Here is a 22,842-nt window from a genome sequence, read left to right as displayed (position 1 = left end):
TATAGCAAGTCATCTTCCTTAACCACACTCGATCGCAATTAAAGAGCAGATTAAATACAAGAAATGAACAAAAATGAGATACTGAAATAATTATAATAGCTTGTATATTTCTAAATCAATTTGTTTTCTGTAGCGATCTTGACCAATTCAATCATGTTTTTCGCCTGAAATTTTTTTAATAAATTTCGACGGTGTGTCTCTACCGTGATAATTGAAATAAACAGATTTTCAGCGATTACTCCTGAGGTATGCCCATTGGCAATAGCTTGTAAAATCTGTTGTTCCCGCTTGGTCAATCTAGGGATTTCAACCGTATTTTTAGTCGGACGCAACAAGATCTGCTGCACCTCTTTACTTAAAGCTAAATCCCCATGCAGTGCTTTTTCGATACATGCAATAATCTCTTCTGAATCCGCATTTTTTAAAATATAGCCATTTCCGCCATTTTCTAAAAAGCGAAAAATCATACTGCGCTCTGCTTGGTTGCTGATACCCAAGACAATAGTATGTGGCGAACTTTGTTTGATTATTTTACAAAAATCAAGCCCGCTACCATCACTTAAAATAATATCCAACAATACAATATCCACCTTATTCTCTTGAATAAAGTCAACGATAGCAGTGCCCTTTGTAAATGAAAAGATTTGAAATTTGTCTTCATGTTGTAAGAGAGATTTCAATCCTTCCAAAATCATGGGATGATCATCAACAATGGCCAGATTGAGGCTATTTTTATTAAACATAACACTCGATATTTATAGTCGTTCCTTCACCCTTTGATGAAATGATATCAACCCTTCCGTTAACTAATCGGACGCGATTTTCAATATTTCTTAATCCCAAACCTTCCGTAATCTCTTTTTTATCAAATCCAATTCCATCATCTTCGATCGTGAGCTGTAGCAGATTATTATTCTGACTGATCTGCACGATAATATTGCTGGCTTGGGCATATTTCAATGCATTACCGATACTTTCTTGGGTAATACGGTAAAGCGCCAACTGTGTTTGAAAGGGGATATTTTCAGTTAAATCAAAAGCCTCAAATTGAATAGGAAGATTTTTGTGGCTCATCGACTCACACAATTCTGTTAATGCGATCTCCAATCCTAGATTTTTCAATGTTTCAGGCATCAGGTTTCTCGAAATTCTGCGCATTTCGGAAATAGAACGATCCAACTTTTGAATAATATCATTTGATTGATCTATACTTCCGACGGGGTCTTTTGAAATCGTCATTCTGATATTCGCCAGCATGCCCCCCATACTATCATGAAGATCCTGAGCAATGCGCTGCCGCTCCTGCTCTTCGCCCTTCAAAATAGCTTGTGTAGCCTCATATTTCCTTTCGTCCTCGATACGCCTTAACTGTTGCCGATGACTTACACTGATTTGATCATTGAGTTTTCGTTGATTTGTATAATTGAGAAAAGCCAGCAACGCAATCACCAAACTTAAACCAAGTGCGATCCCTAAAAGTGTCGTCCGTAGGCTTTTATTACGAGCAATAAGTTGATTTTCTTTTTTTTCTTGTTCCAAACGATTGATCGTTTGTTGTTTGACAGAAGTTTGATGCAAGATCTCATACTCATTCATCTTTTCCAATAATTGCTGCTTCTGAATGCTATCAGTCAATACGCTGGATTCCTTCATCCAATGATAAGCTTCTTTATAATCACCCAATAATTCGTTTACAGATGCCAATTGCGTCAGAACAATTTTGCGGTTTATTCCTTCCCTTGTCAAAATTCCCTCTTTCAAAATTCCTTCCATCAAAGCCTTCGCTTTTTTGTAATCCTTTTGTACAAGGTAAATATTATACATCCGGAAATTTAACATCTGCAACATTTTGAGTTGCTTTTTATGCTTAGCGAATGTAATTCCTTTGCGCAGATTTTCCAGTGCTGGTTCAAACTGCTGTATTGTCGTATAGTACATGGCCACCTGATAGTAATAATTGGCAGCATGTTGCGTATTTGGATGTTGCTGGATCAGTAGTGTTGCTTTATCCAGGTAGCGCTTCGCGGTCTTACTATCAGGCATGTAGCAATAATTGCTCACCATATTGAGATAAGTAAGCAGGTGAACCGTGTTCTGTGGTCCAATCTGATGGATTTTTTCCAATGCTTTTTGATGGTATTCGTCGGCTTTATTAAAATCTCCAACGGACATAAAAGTCAACCCTAGCTGCGTGTAACAAAAAGCCAAAAGTTCTTTATTTCCACTTTTATCACTCAGAGGAATACATTTCTCTGTCAATGTTTTTACTAAGAAATCATATCCCTTTTCAGGCACTTGAATGTAAGCGTAATTGTACCAAGATTTAATCAATATCTCTGTATTTTGAGGTTCTTTCTCCAAGATACGGATAGCTTCTTCATACAGATTTTTAGCTTTAGTTTTATCCCCCTGATTCGTGTAGAAAACAGCTTGATAATAATCTAGAAGACCGCTACTCAATATATGTTTACCTTTTGAATGCAAAACAGCATCAAGCGACTGCCTGCTTTTTAGACTATCTGTAGGAGCCCAATATTCGGAAAGCAAAAGAGAGTTATTCAGTCGTATACTATCCGTATCACCTGATTTGATGAGGTTATTTATTTGTTTTAAGTACAGCTCTTCATCTAAAGGAATGAGTTGCTGTGCTTTGCTGTTATTGATAAGGATGAAAATTAAAAAAAAGAATACTAAAAAAAAACGCTTAAACATCGATCTACAATTTATACAACAAATATCAAAATAAAAAGAAGGCTATTTTCATCTCCCGAAAAAATCATGGTAAACCATTAGAAATTAAATCAGGGTTTAGGATGATTGTTCCAATAGGGCAATCTGTTGAAATTTGTTCATACAAAATACAAAAAAATACAGTTATGAAAAAAGTAAATGCTAAAATAGCCCTTTTAGGAGTTTTATCCTTACTCACATTTGGATCACTGACTACGAGTTGTAGCAAAGACAACGATAATAGTGAAGTTGTACCTAAAGGAAGTAATTATAAAATTACAGTAACATTAAGCAACGTAAATCAAGATCGCGATTATGTATCGGTAGTTGTTGCAGGTGGAACTTCAGCTGGAAAAAATGATGTATGGAAAGTAAACGGGGTGGTCAAAACCGGAGAATCAGCAATAGGTTTAAGTAAGACGGATTTCATTGGCGGAACCAAAACTTACGTTATTGAAACAACGCAGCCTATTCAGGCATTTTCTGGTGGTGTACAAATTATCAATTATGGTGAAGACCTACCTGTTAACTACAAAATTGAAGTAGACGGAACCGTTAAGGTCAATGAAAATCCAACTCTATCTGGTGACGGTGCTAACTTAACGAAACAATATTCGTTTTAAAAAAGATCACTGTTAAAAAACTATATTTTCTAATGAATACAATGACTATGGACGTACGGTCCATAGTCAAATTTCGATTAAGCCTTTCCAATAAAAGACCACCCAAAAGATGAAATTCATAAGCACAGCTATTTCCTAGCTGACTGAAGCTCATATCCTAGTAGATCAGATTTCATTCAAGAAATCACTTAATGATTGATCTTTTCCAACCGGCAATTTTTTACGTAATCGATAACGGTGAATTTCGACACCCCTGACCGTAATATTTTGCAATTGCGCGATTTGCTTGGTCGTGAAATTCAGCTTTAAATAGGCACACACTTTTAAATCATTACGTGATAGTCCCGAGTGGTTGGACTTTAGCTTATTCAAAAAACCATCATTGAGCTCATCGAAATGAGAGGCGAATTGATCCCAATTTGCACTATTTTTCTCCACATCTTTCAATAAACTATGGACACGTTTTAAATCAGATGCCTCTTCCTCTCCGATTTCTAATTTTGCCAATTCGTCACGGACTTTGACTAGAGTTCCAGAATTTTCTAATAATTTCATACTTGCACTTGCCAACTCCTTGGTTTTGAGCAACACTTCTTGTTCTAGTTTCTCATTATTGAGTTTTACGATTTCCTTTTCGCTTTTTTCGATTTCAAGTTGATGGATGTACCGAAGCTGTTCCATTTTCTTTTCATATTGGAGACGCTGTCTTTTCCATATTTGTTTTTGTATCGTGAAAAAACCATATACAGCAAACCCACCTAAGATGACATATATCAACTTTGCCCAAAAACTTAGATACCAAGGCGGTAAAATTGTAAAACCATAAGACGATACCTCGGAGATCTGATTGAGATTATTTCGAACTTTCACTTGAAAACGGTAGTGACCACTCGGAAGATTGGTGTATGATTTTTCAGAAACATGAGCCCATGGAGACCAATTTTCGTCATACCCGACCAGTTGATAACTAAACTCCACATGTTCATGGATTCCATAACTTGGCGATGAAAAAGCAAATTGAAAAGAATTCAAATTAGAAGCTAGTTGTGGCTCTTCAGCATTCAATTTCTTATCATTGCCGCTTAAATTTTTAGGAAAATATCCTGCAAAAATAATACTATCACGACTGGATTTTACAGTTACATGTGATAACAGTACCGTTGGTTTACGTGCTTCTTTGATATACTTTTCATAGTTAAGGTGAATAATTCCTTTTTCCGCAACGATATAGATATTATTTTTATCATACGTATTGATATGATCAAAGCCAGAGGTATTCATTCCTTCCATTTCAGGAAATTTGACCAGCTGATACGTTTTCCCCTTTGGATCAAATTGTGCTACTCCTACAGATTTGTTTGTACAAAACCAGATATTTCCATCTTGATCTTCTTTTAAATAACGAATCGTAAGCCCATCAAATACTTTAAAATCAAGTGCAGGTACAAAAACATGCTTACCATAATCATACCTGTAAAGCCCCTTTTCTGTTGCAAATACAACTTGATCTTTGATCTTAAACACGAAGTTTTGATAGTCAGAGGGCAAACCATTTTTTTTAGTAAATAGATCTGCTTGATACGATTGTCTATCTGCTGCGAGTCGCATGCGGTAAATACCCCGATAGGGATGTGATGCCCAGATTGTTTTTCGATCATCCTGCTCTATAAAACGATAAGAATCAAGTATCCCACGCAGCTGTCCTCCAGAATGAAAGCTACCTTGTTCATAATGAAGTAACTCAAAACCCTGATAAGTCCCCACGAGAGCGTGATCTACCGGAAATACCGAGCTTAAAGGCAATACATTCCAAATCCCGGTCCGATTGGATATGGGGATTAAAGATTGATCTTTTACCTGAAAAAGCCCCTTATTATGTCCAAGTAATAAGTGACCATTTAATTCTTTTAAGAGCCATGCCTCTCCACCATCACTTTTTGGAAAAAGCGAAAATGAGCTCAATGAACGACTTTGGTCTTTCATTCCTTTGGTAATAGGAGCCACATAAACTCCATTTGAAGAAGATAAATATAATTTATAATCAAAAATTAAGGAAGATAAACCAGTGACATCATTTTCAAGATTTGGTCTCAGATACCGTAAGGCAGATCCGTAGGAAATCACCGAAATGCAATTGTCACTCGCCACCCAAATATGCTGCTGTTGATCCACAAATACTGCGGAAATATTCTTGTTCTGTAATCCTTCTCTTACACCGATACGTTGTATAGTCTTGCCATTGATATGACGTATGTGGCAACCATCTTTTGCATTGCCAATCACAAAGGTTGAATCATCAATTCGAGCTGAGGATGGTGTATAACTATCCTCCCACCCCTCCTTATTTAATCGGATTAAAGCCCTGTCTTTCAACTCATAATTCTGATTATTTAAAGTTGAGATAACAATCCGATCTTTACCTAGTGGTATCATGGCAGATATCTTCATATCGGTATAAGGTAAAGCCACGAGCAGTGGGGACCAATGATGGTTACGGTAGACCAATAGTCCATTTTTTTTATCTTGTGCAAATAATGATTCCCCGACCTTGCCCATAAAATACCATTCAGCAGCTGCAGGGTGCACCGTTATTTTTTGACCTTTAAATTCAAAAATCACATTGGTCGCTCTAAAAAAAACAGACTGCCCAAATGAAATGGTATTCCAGATATCGGCAAAATTACGGTATTCTTCAGGTATCAGTGCTTTTAATGAGGTATAGGTCAATCCTCCCTGTTGAGCAGGTTCAAAGTAACCGAACTCTCCTTGACCACCTACATAAATACGGTCATGGTCATCAATCCATAAGGACCGAATGATGGTATGATTAGGTAAAGCATAAGATTTCCAATATCTCCCGTCAAAAGTAATCAGCCCTTCACTATTGCCAAAATATAGGATTCCCCTACTATCTTGTTTGATATCCCAAGTACGGCTTCCCCCTTGATATATAGTTTTATTGTAGTTATTCACGAGAGGTAACCCAATTAACTGTTGCCCAGCTGAGGTAATCGGTAAAAAAAAAGAAGCAATAAGATACAGTATAAAAAGGTATTTCATAAAAGATTAATAATCGGGTTGACGTAAACTTGACGTACCCCAAATATACCGAATTTTATATCATAAACCCAATATGATGTAGTGTTGAAGTAGTGGAAAAATTTAACTTACGCAGATCTAAGTCTAATTTTGGGCTAATTATAAACAGTCCTAAATTTTTAATTTATCAAGCATGAGAAATAATGTTAGCATCATGGCAAGTGTTGCTCTTCTGTCTTGCCTTACCAATCCAGTAAGTGCACAGAGCAGAACGATTACAGGTAAAGTCACCAATGAACAGGGGATTCCTCTTGTGGCCAGTATTACCGTATCCGGAGATTCCAAAATTGGAACAAGTAGCAACGAAAATGGAGATTTCACAATCGTTATCCCTCAAAGATCAAGTTATTTGATGGTCTCTTCGCTGGGCTATGAAACAAAAACTGTAGCCATTACAGGCAATTCAGTGACCATCCAATTAAAAGCGAATACCGATTTTAATCTCGATGAAGTCGTCGTCGTAGGGTACGGTACACAAAGAAAAGGCGATCTCACCGCACCAATTTCAACGGTCAATATGCAAGATATGGCCAAACGTACCGTTTCTAATCCCATGGATGCCCTCCAAGGTGCCGTTACAGGAGTACAGATTGTCAGCTCGGGAGCGCCTGGATCTACACCATCAGTACGGGTCCGCGGAGTAGGATCATTTAATAATGAAAGTCCTTTGTATGTGGTCGATGGTATGTTTATGGACAATATTGACTTCCTAAACCCCAACGATATAGCCGACATCTCTATTTTAAAAGATGCATCTGGAGCAGCGATATATGGGGTTCGTGCCGCAAATGGGGTCATTCTAGTCACGACCAAAAAAGGGAGTTTAAATATGAAATCCCGAGTAACTTACAATGGTTTTGCCGGATTTCAGACACCAACCAACATTCTAAAAATGGCAAATGCGCAGCAGTATGCTCATTATGCTACAGCCACAGGAAATGGTGCATTTGTAAAAAATTCAGTTGAAAAATTTGGTGGCACAGAGACCAATCCAGCGATGGATACGGATTGGTTCAATGAGCTGCTACGCTCAAAAGCATTAATAACCAATCACAATGTCGATGTCATGGGCGGAAGTGAAAAGATAAGCTATGCGTTTGGACTCAACTATGTCAAACAAGAAGGCATCATGGATGCTAAAAACAATAACCAAAAATTTAACATGCGCATGCAGGCTGATGCCAAAGTCACAGATTGGTTAAAAGTTGGATTCATGGCACATTTAAATAACTTTAAATCCTACCATCCCAATAATGCTGCTTTCCGTCAGGCCTATTTTGCTACTCCGCTATACCCGGTGTATGATCCTTCCCTCGAACTTTCAAAACCGGAAAAATTTGGATCTAGTACAGCGATCGGTATGCAATCGGGATTTTGGTACAATAATCCTATCGCTACCGCCTTCTATAACAACAATCAAACAAAAGGATTCCAGATCCTACCGAGTTTTTACGTAGAAGCAGAATTGTGGAAAGACAAGATTACGTTCAAATCACAGCTCAGCCAACGGTACCAATCCACACATAACATCGGTTATAATCCCATTTATTATATCGATAATGACCAGCGAAACGACCGATCTTTTCTACGATCTGCACAGGCACGTAACAACAACTATATCTTAGACAATTTACTGACCTACAAAGATCAAGCTGGAAAACACCACTGGACAGTGCTTTTGGGGCAATCTTCACGTGAAGAACGCTGGCGCGAAACCTGGGTACAGGCCAATGATGTACCCGAATCGGAAGAATTTTGGTATGTAGGCGTGGGTGCCCAAGGTATAGGTTCAGCTACTGGATATGGCGAAAATGGATCTCGAAATGCAGGGGTATCCTATTTTACAAGAGGAACATATGACTATGACAACAAATATTTATTGACCGCCACTTTCCGTGCCGATGGAAGTTCTAAATATCAAACGAAATGGGGATATTTTCCATCCGTAGGATTAGGATGGGTATTGACCAAGGAAAAGTTTATGGAAAATCAGACGCTTTTCAATCAGTTAAAAATACGCGGAAGCTGGGGTAAGTTAGGAAATGACGGTATCCAACCCAATGCAGGGTATGCAACCGTATATTCAGGGAATAATTTTTCAGGAATATTTGGTAGTGAGGGTACAACAAACGGCACAAGAATACCTGGTTATCGCATCGGTAGATTCTTCTCTCCAGTACGCTGGGAGGTCGTGGAAGAATGGGATGGCGGTCTAGATTTTGCTTTATTGAACAATCGCTTGAGCGGTACTGTTGATTACTACCACAGAACGACTCATGATCTGGCTTTCAGCAGACCAATTCCATTTTCTTGGGATCGTGTATATGGAAACTGGGGCAGTGTAGCCAACAGTGGATGGGAAGTCGGACTTCAATGGAAAGATAAAATTGGAGCATTAGGCTATGCTATTGCCGGAAATGTAACCACATTAAAAAATACAGTCAAAAATCTGGGAGGATTAGAAAATATCATGAACGGCTACCCAGAATGGTCAGCGGAATTCCCGGCAAGAATCCAGATCAACGAGCCGATCAACTATTATTATGGATATGAAGTCGCAGGAGTCTATCAAAATCAGGCGCAGATCGATGCCGACCCCATCGCAAGTGCATACAATAAACAGAATCCAAACTCCCCTATTGTACCAGGTTATTTCCAATACAAAGACCAAAATAATAATGGCGAACTGGATGAAAACGACCGTATCAATTTAGGAAACTACCTTCCCAAGATCACCTACGGCTTCAATCTAGCATTCGATTACAAAAAATTTGATATGAGTATCGCCTTCCAAGGTGTAAGTGGCAACAAAATCCATAATCTCAACCGAGCGATGAGAAGAAAATACAATCAAATGAATGTTGATGCAGCGTTTGTTGAAAATCTATGGACCGGTGAAGGCACTAGCAATACCCATCCATCAGCAGCAGGCTCTGTCGCATCATGGAACCTACAGGCAAGTTCATTCTTTGTCGAAAGCGGTGCTTACCTGCGCGTTCAAAACATTCAATTGGGCTATAATTTTGACTTTCCAAAACTACCGACCCGCATATTCGTCACAGCAGATCGGCCTTTTATGTTTACCAAATATAATGGTTTTACACCAGAAGTATCGGGAATGGGATTTGATGCCAATGTATATCCAATTGCATCCACATACAGCCTAGGAGTCAAAGTTTCATTTTAATTTTTAACCCTTACTTTTTTAATCTTATGAACACATTTAAATATATCCTCATAGCAAGTTGTATCGCAGTACCCCTCTCCATGAGTAGCTGTAAAAAGTTTTTAGACAAGCCTCTTGAAAATCAACAACGTTCGGAAGAAATCGACTACAGCAATACTGCCCTCATGTATGGCCCTGTTTCTGGCGTATACCGATCAGCCGCAGACGACAATCTGGTGCATTGGATCGATCTTTCCATACGCTGTATGCGAGATGATGACTACCTGCAGGCGGCACCCAATCCAAATGATAATCCAGAGTTAATGGCGATCAAAAATTTCCAAAATGATGTAACGGTTCAGTCCTATTGGGGACTCAATCAGTCTTGGATCAGTTATTACAGTCTGGTTATCGCAGTCAACAATGCGTTGATTGAGCTGGACAATTTTGCTGCAAAAATACCCGCGAGCAATACCAAAGACCTGATCTTAAATAAGCAATATAAAGCTGAGGTAAGATTTCTGAGAGCCTATGCCCATCTCATGGCTTCTCGCCTCTTTGGAAATGTACCCATTTTGATCGACAGTGAAAACATAGGACGTCTAGCAACCATCGAGAAGAGCACTGCGGCCGAAGTAAGACAATTTATCATTGCTGAAATGAATGAATGTATCGAAGATCTCGAAGATGCACGTCCCAATCAGTCCATCCATATCGGTGCCGTTACCAAATATACCGCACTGCTCCTAAAAGCTAAGGCTGCTGCAGACCTTGCCGGAAATGATAATGGCAGTCCCCATTGGGAAGAAGTCTTAGATGCAACCAATAAGATCATTGCGAGCAATAAATTTTCTTTATATCCAAACTATTACGAACTGTTTAAGATACCTGGAAAACTAGCGAACGAGTCGTTATTTGAATTGCAATATTCCGATTTTGGCTTAAGCACAGGAGATATTGTACGTCCAGGAGTAGACTGGGGAACATTTTTTAAATGGCAAGGTCCATCTGGGGATCAAAAAGGAAGTCCCATTTCAGGTGCGGGATGGGTTCCTCCGTCGCAAGATATTGTCGATTTTCTAACAAATCGTGGAGACAACGAACGTTTAAAAACAACTATTCTCTATTGTGGAATCAACGGCAACCCAGCGACCTCGGCAACCACGCCTAGTGGTGACGTTGTCTATGGTAATCCATTTGGTGTTAAATATTTTAATGGAAAAGCGTATCTTCCAAAAGCACAAATGACCGCAGGAAGAATGGAATATGGCGCAAATAATAATGTTCGGATACTTCGTTACGCCGATGTATTGCTTTTAAATGCGGAAGCAAAAGTAAGAAAGGGACAAAACGGGGATGAACCGTTCCGATTAGTACGAGAACGAGCTAAATTAGGAGCAATTTCGAATGTCACGTTAAACCAGATCCTGGACGAGCGTCGAGCTGAATTTGCTTGTGAGTGGTGGGGCGAACGTTTCAACGACTTGGTTCGTACAGGAAAAGCAAAAGATGTATTTGGCGCTAAATTTATTCCTGGCATGAGTGAATCTTTGCCAATACCGCAAACTCAAATAGATGCTAATCCTAATTTCAGATAAATCATGAAGTATATTAAAATAGGGATCTGGTGTTCCCTACTCCTTTTTAGCGTACAGCTAGCAGTATCGCAAGAAAACAAACCCGTCAAAACCGTCATTGCTAAAGAAAACGGTGGTTATATTATCAAGCGTGACGGTCAGCCGTATTTTATCAAAGGAGCTGGCGGCACCAATTATATGGATCGTCTAAAAGCGTATGGAGGTAACTCCATACGCACTTGGAGTCCCCAAAATGCCGACAAAATATTGGATGAGGCCCAACGCTTGGGACTGACTGTCACCTTAGGATTGGATGTCCGCGCTGAAAGGCATGGATTTGACTATAACAATCCTGAACTGGTCGCTCAGCAATTGGAAGGAATACGAAAAACCGTACTCCAATACCGAAACCATCCAGCACTTTTAGCCTGGGGAATCGGCAATGAGCTCAATCTGCATTATAGCAATCCCAAAGTTTGGGACGCTGTCAATGATATTGCGGCCATGATCCATGATCTGGATCCCAATCATTTGGTGACCACTATGCTGGCAGGTATCAACCAAAAGGAGTTTGACTATATCCAAGAAAAATGTCCAGCTATCGATCTCATTGCTGTTCAAGTATATGGCGGTCTCGCCTCCGTACCTGAGCAGATAAAACGTGTCGGTTGGAAAAAACCGTACATCGTCACCGAATGGGGACCTACAGGACACTGGGAAGTCACCCAGACTCCTTGGTCTGCTTCTATTGAAGAAAATAGTAGTGAAAAAGCTGCTGTATACAAAAGTCGCTATGAGGCCTCGATCGGAAAAGATAATCATTGCTTGGGTTCTTATGTGTTTTTGTGGGGTCAGAAACAAGAGCGCACCCCTACCTGGTATGGCTTGTTCACAGAAGCAGGTGAAGAAAATGCAGTCGTAGATGTCATGGAATATCTCTGGTCAAAAAAATGGCCTGCAAACCGATCCCCACAGGTATCGTCCCTGCTGTTAGATGGAAAAAAGGCAGCTGACTTCGTTTATGTCGAACCGGGGAAAACTTATCCTGTTGCTGTGTCTGTAAACGATCTGGATGGCGATAAATTAACGACTCGCTGGGAGCTTCTCCACGAAAGCACCGACCTGAAAGAAGGTGGTGACCGTGAAGAAAGACCAAAGGCTATTCCAGGACGTATTGCAGCTGAAGGTGAACAGCACACACAGCTTACAGCTCCCGCAGAAGAAGGCGCATATCGATTATTTGTCTATGTTTCCGATGGTCACAACAACGTGGCTACAGCCAACATCCCTTTTTACGTAACGGCTAATAAGTCAAACATTAGCGCCGCAGGCACAAAAAACACCTACCGTTTTTCAAGTGATCCCATTTGGGCAGATGAATTTAATTACGAAGGCTTACCAGACACGACAAAATGGTCGTACGATGTAGGTTCAAAATATAACGGCTGGGGCAATAATGAGGATCAGTATTATGTCGCGTCTTCTTCCAAAAACTCGATCGTAGGCAAAGGAGTTTTAAAAATCAAAGCTTTAAAAGAAAGTAAAGGTGGAAAACCCTACACTTCTGCCCGTTTGGTCAGTAAAGGTAAGGGTGATTTCTTATATGGCCGATTTGAAGCCCGAGCAAAATTGCCCAAAGGACGCGGTACTTGGCCAGCGATCTGGATGCTGCCTACAGAATCAACGTATGGCAATTGGCCCAATTCAGGTGAAATAGACATACTCGAACACGTGGGTTATGATCAAGATGTATTGCATATATCGACGCATACCCAAGCCTATAACCACAATATCAATACTCAAAAAACGGCCACAAAAAAGGTAGCTGGTGTTTCCGATGTGTTCCATTTATACCGCGTAGATTGGACCCCAGAATACATCAAAGGATTTATCGATGATCAAGAAATTTTTTCTGTTGAAAACGAACATAAATCCTTTGCGGAATGGCCTTTTGATCAAAAATTCCACTGGTTGCTCAATTTAGCCATCGGCGGAAATTGGGGTGGCAAAAACGGGATTGACGAAAGAGCATTTCCCGCAGTTTTTGAAATTGACTATGTCCGGGTATATGAATTGCTACCTTAAATCATTTCCATTATCCATCTGGAATTGAAGAAGTAAAACATCTAATTTTAACAAAAAAAATCTTTCCAGTATGGAGCTGGAAAGATTTTTTTTATAGCATGCACTTTGGTTCTCTTGTATTCAATTTTCTAGCATGGAGATGCCACCTCCTTTTTTCTTATTTAAACATACCGTATCAACGCCATAAAATTGTTTTCAAATTCAATATAGTTGCATACACAATAATATAACCAGCGGACACGAAAGCTCCTACTTTTTTAATCCAATCGATCAATTTCACCGCTGGACATAAGCCACAAACAGATTTTTAAAATGGATATCTAACCTAAACCCCTTCATTCAAACATCAACACGAAGATTATCGACACTGAAAATTTAGATTTTAACAAAAAATCCTTGCGACACCTCTTCAAGACATCCTGAATAGCTCCAAGCTTTTTATTTAATCATCATTTTAGCCGATCAGAGAGATTATTAATACAAAATCGCTCACATACCCGACAAAATAAATTAGATCGCTTAAAAACGCTTATTTGAGATGAAGCAATCTTCAGGCATTGATCAAGTATAGATGAAGCATAGATAGAGCGTTGATAGTGCATGGATAGTGTATCAACAGGTACCCTTTTACACACTATCTATGCTTAACCATTGCTTAGCATATGCACTACGCATGCTTGGGAGATACATGAACCACCGTGTTCCCGCGCTGGTCTAGGCTCTGCTTGTAGATCCTCAGTCAAGCTACTGGCTTTAGTAGCTCTTTGGTACCTTCTTAGTAGCTTCTCCGTACATTCTTGGTACAGGATTGGTACACTCCCCGTGAATAACCCGTACACTAACGGTACACTCTTGGGCACTTGAAAGCCTTATTTTCCTTCAAAATCAAAAGCAGGGATGTCCAGGCTATTTGGATCTGATTCGTACGTTGTTTTAACCTTGTTCGTACCTTGTTTTAAACTTTCTTGTCCCTGCACCGCAGTTGCAAAGTCCCTGCACCGTCCATTTCCCGGGTCAGGGACGGGAAATGGACGGTGCAGAAGCGGTGTACAGACGGCTTTCGGTAAAACAGTGTCCGAATCTGATATGAAGCTGGTATCGAGCTGGTTGCAGCCAAAACTACTCCAAAACATCCAATTTGGTATTTTTCTACATTTCTTCGACCTTTCTTCGACCTTTCTTCTAGACTTGTTCTACCTCCACCTGAGTCTCCTTCGAGTCGGCTTCGAGTGTCCCCTCACTCCCTGTCGAAGCCCAGTCGAAGCCACCTCGGAGCCCACTCGAAGCGACCTAGAAGATGGGGCGAAGTTGGTCAGGAAAAGGTTGGAGGATTGCCGACCCAATGCCGAGCCAGTCTCCAACGTGATCCCGACAGGCATTCGAAACTTGATCAAAGCATATGAAAAGATTAAAGAAAAACAACACTAGTTGCTTGTGCAACAGTGCTGTTTAATGTGTTTTTTCAACCGTTTATTCAGGTAGACATAGGGGTTGTTTATATGTCACACCCACCCATAAACAACCACAAAAAAAATCGCCTGGTTATCCTAGGATTGTATGGCGATTAACATACGATATCCGGATCGCTAAGTTTTTATGCCATTAATGGATCGCTTTTTGCATTTTCACCAACTTCAATACGTCCTGCAAACTGCTCGAAATAGCTCAAGTATCCAGTACAGCTTACTTTTATATCATACCAAAAATGCTGTTTGGATAAATCAACTTCGACAACCTTATTGGAATCTGCACCCAGCTTAATACGGCGTGTTGCTTGTCCATAACTGTTATCTTGAAGCCATATTTCAACCTGACGGTCTTCTTGATTTGCGATCTCAAACAGCAATCGGCCAGTAAATCCTTTACCTTTTTTATCATGTTCGTAACGACAAGAAATTTTAATTTTTGGGTTTTCTTTACTACCAGCAAATGTTCGAAAAAAACCATTGGGACCATAAACGCTCAATCTGTATGCAAGATGATCGAAGGCATCTAATGACCAACTATCCTGCAACCGATCTCCTGCGACAGTAGCATAATTCCAACTTCTGCCTTGTTCATTATCATAAGGGGTTTCGCTGTAAACGGTAAATGCTGCCCCCGCTGATGCAGAACCGAATACGCGGTTTGCAGCTTCAAAGGAAATCTGATAGGCTTGATTTTTTTGGTCAAAATATCCGTCAACATAGAGTTCGTACGGTAATCCACATGAATCTCTAGAACCTTTTTCTTGCTTTGGAAAGTAAGGAGAAATGCGAGGATCTTGTTCTATCTGATCTATTTCAGCTTGATCTAAAGGTTTAAATCCTTTGGGTAGATCTTTATATTGTGCTTGATGAATGCTTTTTATGAATGATTTTTTCTGGACAAATTCGGGCTTTGCTATCACTTCTCCTTTGTAAGGTCTGAAAGCCGACGTTAAATCTCCACAAACTGCCCTCCGCCATGCCGTAATATTGGTTTCTTCGATATTAGAACGTGTTTTGTGGCTAATGAACCGCTCTAAAAACTGCAATGGTGAAGTGTGGTCAAATACCTGTGAATTGACCCAGCCTCCTCGGGACCACGGAGAAGCAATAATCATCGGTACACGATACCCTAGACCGATATTACTTGCACGCCCACTTTCGGGGTGATATTGCTCTTCTTTTCTTACATACTCCAACCGTGTGTCGATGCTTTGAGAAACTTTACCTGAATCTTGACGATAAGGATTTGGCGCAGCAAAAGGAGCCACATGGTCAAAATAACCGTCATTTTCGTCATAAGTAAGGATAAAGATGGTTTTTTTCCATACTTCTGGATTTTTAGTTAAGATGTCCATGACTTCACTGACATACCAGGCTCCGAACCAAGGTGAGTCTGGGTGATCCGAAAAAAGTTGTGGTGCCGTCAGCCATGATACCGTGGGCAGTTTGCCTGTATCGACATCTGCTCTAAACTGATGCAAGATATCACCCTTCGGTATCTGGAGTTGGCGAGTCTCATCGCCTTCTTGATATTCCATCTGCTCGAGCTCCATATAGTCTGGAGCAGCACTGTTATTGACAAATGCGCGTCGGTGGATTTCTTTTGTGTATGCACTCAACTTTTCAAAGTTTTCATCTGTATACAGCTCTTGTTCCTTTACCGTTTCTTGCAGCCACTTTTGTAATTTATCGTACTCTTTCCCAGCTGTAATGCCTTTTTTGTTGAGTTCTTCAAGCTTCACATTGATCTGCTTTCTCTTTTCAATCAATAGATCTTGATACCGCTTGCTATATTTGACAGCATATTGGGGGAAATACTCCATGACATTGCATCCAAAATTCCCCAACCAACTGTTTTCTTGACCACTGTACCCCTCACTACTGGAAGATATTTCATTTTGATAGATTTTCCAGTCCACACCATTGTCGGTAAGGCGTTCGGGAAAAGTTTTCCATGTGGCTTTGCCGCTAAACTCAGAATCTCCATTCCAGACCAGTGCATTATCGGTCAGTTTTTCTCTGATATTGCCTGTCCAAAAATAGAGTCTATTGGGGTTAGTGCCGGTTAAACTGGAACAAAAATGTTGATCGCAGATGGTAAACGCATCGGCCATAGCATAGTAGAAAGGTATATCTTCACGTGTATAATGGCCCAATGTTAAGGGCATCTCTTTAAAATCTTTAAATCCCGAACGCTTGACATCTAGCCATCGATCCATCTTGCCTTGATTACGTGCATCGGTCTGATCTGTCCAATTATGTGGCAGGCAGCCCATCCAAGTGACTTTAGAATCTTTAATATCCAGTCGAAAAGGGGCATAAGTTTTACCATCCGATTGGGACTGTAGCCAAACCTTGCGGTGATTGGGTTGGCGGACAACACGCGGGTCGTTAAACCCTCGAACTCCCCTTAGCGTGCCAAAAGCATGATCAAATGATCTGTTTTCTTGCATCAGCAGAACAACATGTTCTGCATCATAAAACGTGCTTCCTAATGTAGGATTAATGGCCATGGCTTTAGCAATAGATTGAGGGAGCAGTTGTGACAAGGACATACCACCTGTCAGCATCGCTGCTTTTTTTAGAAATTCTCTCCTGTTATCCATTTTATCAATTATTCTTTTAAATCATCTTTACTGAATCAGCTACATAAATTCAACTTTTCCATTTTATAGCAACATACGATCGCTTCTTCTTTCTGATGTTGTAATATCATACTAGACTGAAAATATGAATAATAACTTGTTTATAATGAACAGCAATTATAAACTAATTATTGGAAATAGAATATAATTTTTTTCATCATTTCGATGTTGCTCATTAACCATCATGCTTTGTCGTGATTAGAGATTGATCGCATTCGTTCAAATTAAGTAGCCACACATGATAAGGTCTTTGAAAAAGCTAAAGATCATACCGGAGAAAACTTTTGGAACGGTGCATCTTATAGGTGCAAGTAAGCGATAATCTTATTATCTTTAAGATCTATCTTCTTTTAATCATTTAGATATGCTATTATGTTTACCAATATTACACCTCTTTCCGATCAACTAAAAAAATATATTACCTGCTTTACAGTATCACATCATAGAGAGACCTTTCCTTTAAAGTATACAGCATTTCCTAATCTGGGCACCTGTCTAGCCTTATTTAACCAGACGTCCATAGGCATCAAGCCCAACGAAGTTACTTTCACAAAAGATGTAACACATGGACCAAAAATTATCGTCTTGGGTAGATTGACACAACCAACCATCATTACGTTTAATGATCCTGTAGACGAAATAAGCATTAATTTTACACCTTGCGGTATCAACTTTTTTTTTAAGGTTCCATTTATAAAAATAGCAGCTCAGTCCTCTCAGTTGCTGAACGAATCCAAATGGTCTAAATTTGCCTCTCAACTCTTTACAGTTCCTATTGAAAAAAGGATTGAAAGACTCGAAGAATTTCTTTTGTCAAATTTAAGACAACATCAAGGTGATCCATTAGAAAGAATTTATAAGAGCACTGCTGGAGTGGATAAATTGACCGTGAAGGAGCTGGCCGCAATCGCCTGTATGTCTGAACGAAATTTCTTAAGGCATTTTAAAAGGTATATGGGCTGCAGTCCATCTCTTTTTAAAAAAATAATTAGATTTAGAAATGTACTTGATGCTCAATACTCGAAAAGTACAAACTCATACCACAGGTTTTTAATTACGGAAGATTATTACGATGCATCGCATTTCAGAAAAGAATTTGTACAATTTACAGGTTACGCAATAAGCTCATTTAAAAAAGGTTCTTTTCTACCCGGCAATGGGAGTTCGGTCTTTAAACTGATGTGAAAGTTGTCCGATTTGTACCTCTTTGGTTTTCTTCCGAAATGTACTTTTGATAAATAAAATAAGTTGTCATTATGAAAGAAGTATTCCTATCAGCATTAACATTTATTAGTTTAAGTTGCTATGCTCAAAAGCCATTAAATCTGGAATTAAAGAAACAATTGGATACCATTCTACGAACTGATCAGGGTATAAGGGAATTTTTAGATCCGCAGGTAACGGATGGAAGGAAAGATACCATTGCGCAATTCCTCAATTACCCGAGACCATTACTCGATAAAAGTAGCTGGAAAATTATGCAAAAAATTGATTCCATAAATATCGAAAAGGTAGAGCATATTATTGAAAAACATGGTTATCCAGGTAAGACATTAGTTGGTGAACCTGAAAATACAGCTGTTTTTTATGTCGTACAGCATTCAGATAAAATCTCAAAGTATTATAAATTAATTGAAAATGCAGGAAAGAATAAAGAATTACCGTTTCGGTATGTTGCTATGATGCTGGACAGAAAACTGACCCGCGAAGGAAAAGAACAGATATACGGTACCCAAGTATATATGCAGATGGTCAATAATCCAAAAACGGGCAAAAAAGAGCCATTTGAATATGTACTGCCTATTAAAGATGCTAAAAATGTAAATAAGAGAAGGAAAAAAGCTGGTTTTGATTCTACAGTGGAAGAAAATGCTCAGAGACTCGGTGTGGTTTATAAAGTATATACGCAGGATCAAATAAATGATATCATTAACAAGTAGGTTGGCGTATCTCTAACAGTTTAATGTTGATTCCATTTGTAAGATATCAACACCAAACTCACAAAACAGCCATTTGGCAATCCCAAACGGCTGTTTGTTAATCAGTTTAATCAGCCCTTAGTCTCATTCTTTCAGATCTGAAACCCAGATATTGGCTGTACCATAAGTAGAAGGTTCGGCGCTGGTTTCTATCTCCAGTAATCCACCTTTACGGAGTTCGTCATGATGCAACCAAAGTCTGTCGATATCTTTACCGTTGAGCAAAATCCGTTTGACATACTTGTTTTTATCGTTATAGTTGATCACTTTGATTTTAAGTTTCTGCTCTCCCCGCTGTACAACGATCTCTGGAAATAAAGGGACGCTGACATAATAGATAGGCTGTCCGATCAAAGGCTGATGTAGGCCCAATGCCGTCAATACAAACCAGCCTGACATGGCGCCGGCATCGTCATCCATGGTCCGTACAAATGCTTTAGGTTGGTTCTTGTATATCCGGTCTATGAAGGGATCTATACCACGGCTATTGTCATTAAAGTAATATTGTATGACCGTATCCAGAGCCAGCTCCCGTACTAATGATTGATAGCGTGATGGCTTACTGCTGGCATAATAGGATGTGGGTGACTGTATATCGGGTTCGTTGGCGCGATTAAAATAATGATGATCAAAAAAATCATCCAATTGCGTTGTAAATGCTTCTTTGCCTCCAGCCAGATTGACCAGTCCCTGCATATCAAAGGGTACATTCCAACGGTATTGACGGATTGTACCTTGATACATATTTCTTGCTGACATACGGTCTACATCCGGACGAGTGAGATCTTTAAATTCCTTTAACCAAACACCGGCATAGCTGCTAGCTCGATCGAGGTAGTGCTTACGATCTGCTGGCAACAAACCTGCCATAGCCCACATGTCATAAGCAGCTTCTAAATATTTATCGGGTTTTGAAAAATCGAAACGCATGGTATCCCGCACTAAGGAATCACGGATAGCGGATAAATGAATATCATATCCCTTCTTACTCGCATCTAAAAGCACAACAGCTGCATGTTCTGTCCTAACGGAGTTTGCAGGCTCGTTTGGTCCGGCGAAATCAAACTTGCCATAACGATAAAGATCTGAAACCGAAGAAACGATATTTTGATACTGCTGTGGATAAAGCAGCTCTAACAAAGGAAGCTGTGTTTTGTAATTATCCCAAATGGCCCACCCATGGTAGCGATTGCCTTTGGACTGGTGGACTTGCCCATCTGTACCCCTATAATGCCCATCTGATTCATTGATCTGATAAGGAGACTGCAGGGTGCGATAGAGCAGGGAGTAAAATAGTTTCTCGCGATTAGGATCTCCTTTGACCGTGATACCTGACAGGTAAGTTTCCCAACGATGATCAGAGTCAGCCTTTACCTGAGCATAGGTTTTAGTGCTATTGGCTTTTAAAGTCGCCTCGGCATAATCGGTACTCACGGCAGAAAAAGCAATACGCAATGTAACCTTTTGTGTTTGATTGTCGAGCTGGAGTGTCAAGAGATTGTCTGCTCCTTTCCATTGGTTATTGTTTGCTACAGCGATGGCATAATGGATGCTGTATATGCCCACCCCACAAGTTGTTCTTGATCGAATAGATCCTTTGAGCACCCCGTCCTTTGTAAGCGTGTACGCGTTGGAAACAAATGCACCATTGAATGCATGTGCGAGATCTAATGTCAGCCCCTTTTCTCCTGCGGAAAACGTGTATTGATGAATTCCAAAGTTCTCATGCACTGCAAATTGTGCTTTTATACGACTCTTTAAGGCAATATCATAATATCCGGGGCCGGCTTTTTCCTGCTCTTTAATCAGAGGTTTGCCATCATCCTGAAGTCCTAAAAATGGCTTTACCAATATTAAGCCACCACTTCCCTTGCAGCCTACTCCTTCAAATCTATTGTGCGTAAACCCGAGTATTTCTTTGGCTAAGTGTTCATAGCCCATATGCAACGTGGGATAGGTTTGTGGCGCGATACTCATGTGATGGAATGGCGAAGATGCTGCCGGTGACAGTTGTCCGTGGTCTCCGGAAGATCCTAAAAACACATTTGTAAGTTCGGTCTTTGACTGTCCATGGAGGATCAAGACAGGACTTAAGCTGATTAGAAAACTGGTTGATAATTGTTTCAGGTATTTTTTCATAACGCTATTTACAGGTCCTAAAAATAGACCTGTAAATTACTTTAATTTTGGTGTGGATAATAGATGAATTTGAAAATTATTGAAGCAGCTATCAAAAAATGCTACGGATCTAACGGTTCATCTGGATCTATGGTCAGGGATTCTATACGAGGTTTAAACTCCACGATAACATCACTGATGCGTTTACCCAATTCATAAGGTACATAACCTAATTCTCGTATACAACGATCGGCCATATTTTGAACGGCATCGATATGCGGCACACTGCTGTTGACGATTGCAAATTTATCTGGAGGAAATCCATAAGTCAACAAGATACGAGCGGTGTTACGGAGATTAGTGGTGGTATGTCGGGCATGTGGATCAATCAAGATGGCTTCTTCAGGCACCTGAAGTACCTGCATCAGGTATCTTTTCATCTCCAGCGCTTCAATATAAGGTGTCTTATAGGGATGCACACGGCCTCCAGAAACCACAATAAAGGGTGCCAGCCCGTCAAAGTAACTACGTGCCGCCATTCTGGAACGCAACATCCCTCCTGGGCTGATAGGCTGATCGTATTGATCTGGACCTGCTCCCAAAGTTAAGAGAAGACTGTAAGGATAACGGGTAAAATCTGTTTTACGGATCGCTTCATATGCCTTCTTGTTTTCCTGTTCCATCAAAGGTTCCAATTGTGCGGAATCCCATCTTTCGTTTACTTCCAATAGCCTAACGGCTGTCCAAAGAGATTCGTAAAAAGCCAACTTAGGTTGCCGCACGTCTTTGAGGACGTCTTGTGCCACGTCTTTGAGCAAGTATAGATAATGTTTACTGGTAATATTAAAAGAAATCGAATCGATGCGCGGATAGTTGGGCTTCTTAGCTCCAGCATAGACATCGATCACGTAGTTCATTGCTTCTAGATCTTGTCGCAAGGCGCGAGCAAGATATTCATCTGCTTGCTTTCCCTGTGACGGCCCATAGGTCTGAGAATCCATCAACCGCTTACGGAATGACTGCCCTGTCTGCCTTTTGGTGTTAGCAACAAAGATATTCACCAAGAGATCAATCTCCTGTTGCTTCCATTTGAAAGCATCGAGAAAACAGGCTACGTCTGCACATGTAGTATTATTGAGGTAGCGGCTATGCCTTTGTTTCAGCAGATTTTGAACTTCAGGCAGAGATAGTAATTCTCCAGTCAGTACGCTATCTTGAATTAGAATAGAGGTGGCATAATAGTTTTTGGCGATCACCCAATCTTGTGGGCTTCTATCGCTATGAAACTCCTGGCCCCAGGATACATTCGAAAGAAACATACCCAGGGCGAGAAGCCATATTTTCATAGTAT

At 40.1% G+C, this 22,842-nt stretch carries 13 protein-coding genes; 6 read left to right on the top strand and 7 right to left on the bottom strand.

The features are described from left to right. Nucleotides 1–110: 110 nt before the first annotated feature. Nucleotides 111–743, bottom strand: coding sequence for a response regulator (locus tag AC06G9_RS08525; RefSeq protein WP_045753030.1), 633 nt, complete (start codon nt 741–743; stop codon nt 111–113). Further along, nucleotides 736–2,712 (bottom strand): tetratricopeptide repeat-containing sensor histidine kinase, encoded by a 1,977-nt coding sequence (locus tag AC06G9_RS08520; RefSeq protein ID WP_346569897.1) that lies wholly within the window; start codon nt 2,710–2,712, stop codon nt 736–738. Before AC06G9_RS08520 ends, AC06G9_RS08525 begins: the two co-directional genes overlap by 8 nt. Before the next feature lie 164 nt (nt 2,713–2,876). Here AC06G9_RS08520 and AC06G9_RS08515 point away from each other — a divergent pair, with 164 nt between their 5' ends. Then, entirely contained in the window at nt 2,877–3,353 is a 477-nt protein-coding gene (locus tag AC06G9_RS08515) for a hypothetical protein (RefSeq protein WP_045753028.1), read from the top strand. 165 nt (nt 3,354–3,518) lie between these two features. Here AC06G9_RS08515 and AC06G9_RS08510 read toward each other — a convergent pair whose 3' ends face one another. Beyond that, the gene (locus AC06G9_RS08510) at nt 3,519–6,413 is read right to left on the bottom strand and encodes a triple tyrosine motif-containing protein (RefSeq protein ID WP_480957882.1); all 2,895 of its coding nucleotides are present in this window, start codon (nt 6,411–6,413) and stop codon (nt 3,519–3,521) included. A gap of 172 nt (nt 6,414–6,585) precedes the next feature. On the opposite strand from AC06G9_RS08510, the gene AC06G9_RS08505 reads away from it, so the two are divergent. From AC06G9_RS08505 to AC06G9_RS08495, 3 genes are read left to right on the top strand one after another with little or no spacing between them, the layout of a single operon-like run. After that, complete coding sequence (locus AC06G9_RS08505) at nt 6,586–9,639, top strand: SusC/RagA family TonB-linked outer membrane protein (RefSeq protein WP_045756039.1); 3,054 nt, start codon at nt 6,586–6,588, stop codon at nt 9,637–9,639. 26 nt (nt 9,640–9,665) lie between these two features. Further along, nucleotides 9,666–11,216 (top strand): RagB/SusD family nutrient uptake outer membrane protein, encoded by a 1,551-nt coding sequence (locus tag AC06G9_RS08500; RefSeq protein ID WP_045756040.1) that lies wholly within the window; start codon nt 9,666–9,668, stop codon nt 11,214–11,216. 3 nt (nt 11,217–11,219) lie between these two features. Then, entirely contained in the window at nt 11,220–13,280 is a 2,061-nt protein-coding gene (locus tag AC06G9_RS08495; protein WP_480957881.1) for a family 16 glycosylhydrolase, read from the top strand. A gap of 869 nt (nt 13,281–14,149) precedes the next feature. Here the strand turns inward: AC06G9_RS08495 and AC06G9_RS08490 are convergent. After that, a complete protein-coding gene (locus tag AC06G9_RS08490; protein WP_480957880.1) occupies nt 14,150–14,413 on the bottom strand; it encodes a hypothetical protein in 264 nt (87 codons plus the stop codon). 461 nt (nt 14,414–14,874) lie between these two features. After that, entirely contained in the window at nt 14,875–17,355 is a 2,481-nt protein-coding gene (locus AC06G9_RS08485; protein ID WP_480957879.1) for a phosphocholine-specific phospholipase C, read from the bottom strand. A 411-nt stretch (nt 17,356–17,766) separates the two neighbouring features. Here AC06G9_RS08485 and AC06G9_RS08480 point away from each other — a divergent pair, with 411 nt between their 5' ends. Next, a complete protein-coding gene (locus AC06G9_RS08480) occupies nt 17,767–18,579 on the top strand; it encodes a helix-turn-helix domain-containing protein (protein ID WP_480957878.1) in 813 nt (270 codons plus the stop codon). 71 nt (nt 18,580–18,650) lie between these two features. After that, complete coding sequence (locus tag AC06G9_RS08475; RefSeq protein WP_293925258.1) at nt 18,651–19,334, top strand: DUF6624 domain-containing protein; 684 nt, start codon at nt 18,651–18,653, stop codon at nt 19,332–19,334. A 123-nt stretch (nt 19,335–19,457) separates the two neighbouring features. Here the strand turns inward: AC06G9_RS08475 and AC06G9_RS08470 are convergent, their stop codons facing one another. Beyond that, entirely contained in the window at nt 19,458–21,512 is a 2,055-nt protein-coding gene (locus AC06G9_RS08470; protein ID WP_480957877.1) for a glycoside hydrolase domain-containing protein, read from the bottom strand. Nucleotides 21,513–21,613: 101 nt separating this feature from the next. Beyond that, a complete protein-coding gene (locus AC06G9_RS08465; protein WP_480957876.1) occupies nt 21,614–22,837 on the bottom strand; it encodes a YdcF family protein in 1,224 nt (407 codons plus the stop codon). Nucleotides 22,838–22,842 lie beyond the last annotated feature (5 nt).

It is taken from the genome of Sphingobacterium sp. MAE, assembly GCF_056711605.1.
The sequence above is the reverse complement of the archived record's forward strand: the minus strand, read 5'-3'. Positions and strand labels throughout refer to the sequence as shown.

Coding starts and splice junctions, on each gene's coding strand:
- AC06G9_RS08525 (WP_045753030.1), bottom strand. CDS start 743: ATGTTTAATAAAAATAGCCTCAATCTGGCCATTGTTGATGATCATCCC.
- AC06G9_RS08520 (WP_346569897.1), bottom strand. CDS start 2,712: ATGTTTAAGCGTTTTTTTTTAGTATTCTTTTTTTTAATTTTCATCCTT.
- AC06G9_RS08515 (WP_045753028.1), top strand. CDS start 2,877: ATGAAAAAAGTAAATGCTAAAATAGCCCTTTTAGGAGTTTTATCCTTA.
- AC06G9_RS08510 (WP_480957882.1), bottom strand. CDS start 6,413: ATGAAATACCTTTTTATACTGTATCTTATTGCTTCTTTTTTTTTACCG.
- AC06G9_RS08505 (WP_045756039.1), top strand. CDS start 6,586: ATGAGAAATAATGTTAGCATCATGGCAAGTGTTGCTCTTCTGTCTTGC.
- AC06G9_RS08500 (WP_045756040.1), top strand. CDS start 9,666: ATGAACACATTTAAATATATCCTCATAGCAAGTTGTATCGCAGTACCC.
- AC06G9_RS08495 (WP_480957881.1), top strand. CDS start 11,220: ATGAAGTATATTAAAATAGGGATCTGGTGTTCCCTACTCCTTTTTAGC.
- AC06G9_RS08490 (WP_480957880.1), bottom strand. CDS start 14,413: ATGTTTTGGAGTAGTTTTGGCTGCAACCAGCTCGATACCAGCTTCATA.
- AC06G9_RS08485 (WP_480957879.1), bottom strand. CDS start 17,355: ATGGATAACAGGAGAGAATTTCTAAAAAAAGCAGCGATGCTGACAGGT.
- AC06G9_RS08480 (WP_480957878.1), top strand. CDS start 17,767: ATGTTTACCAATATTACACCTCTTTCCGATCAACTAAAAAAATATATT.
- AC06G9_RS08475 (WP_293925258.1), top strand. CDS start 18,651: ATGAAAGAAGTATTCCTATCAGCATTAACATTTATTAGTTTAAGTTGC.
- AC06G9_RS08470 (WP_480957877.1), bottom strand. CDS start 21,512: ATGAAAAAATACCTGAAACAATTATCAACCAGTTTTCTAATCAGCTTA.
- AC06G9_RS08465 (WP_480957876.1), bottom strand. CDS start 22,837: ATGAAAATATGGCTTCTCGCCCTGGGTATGTTTCTTTCGAATGTATCC.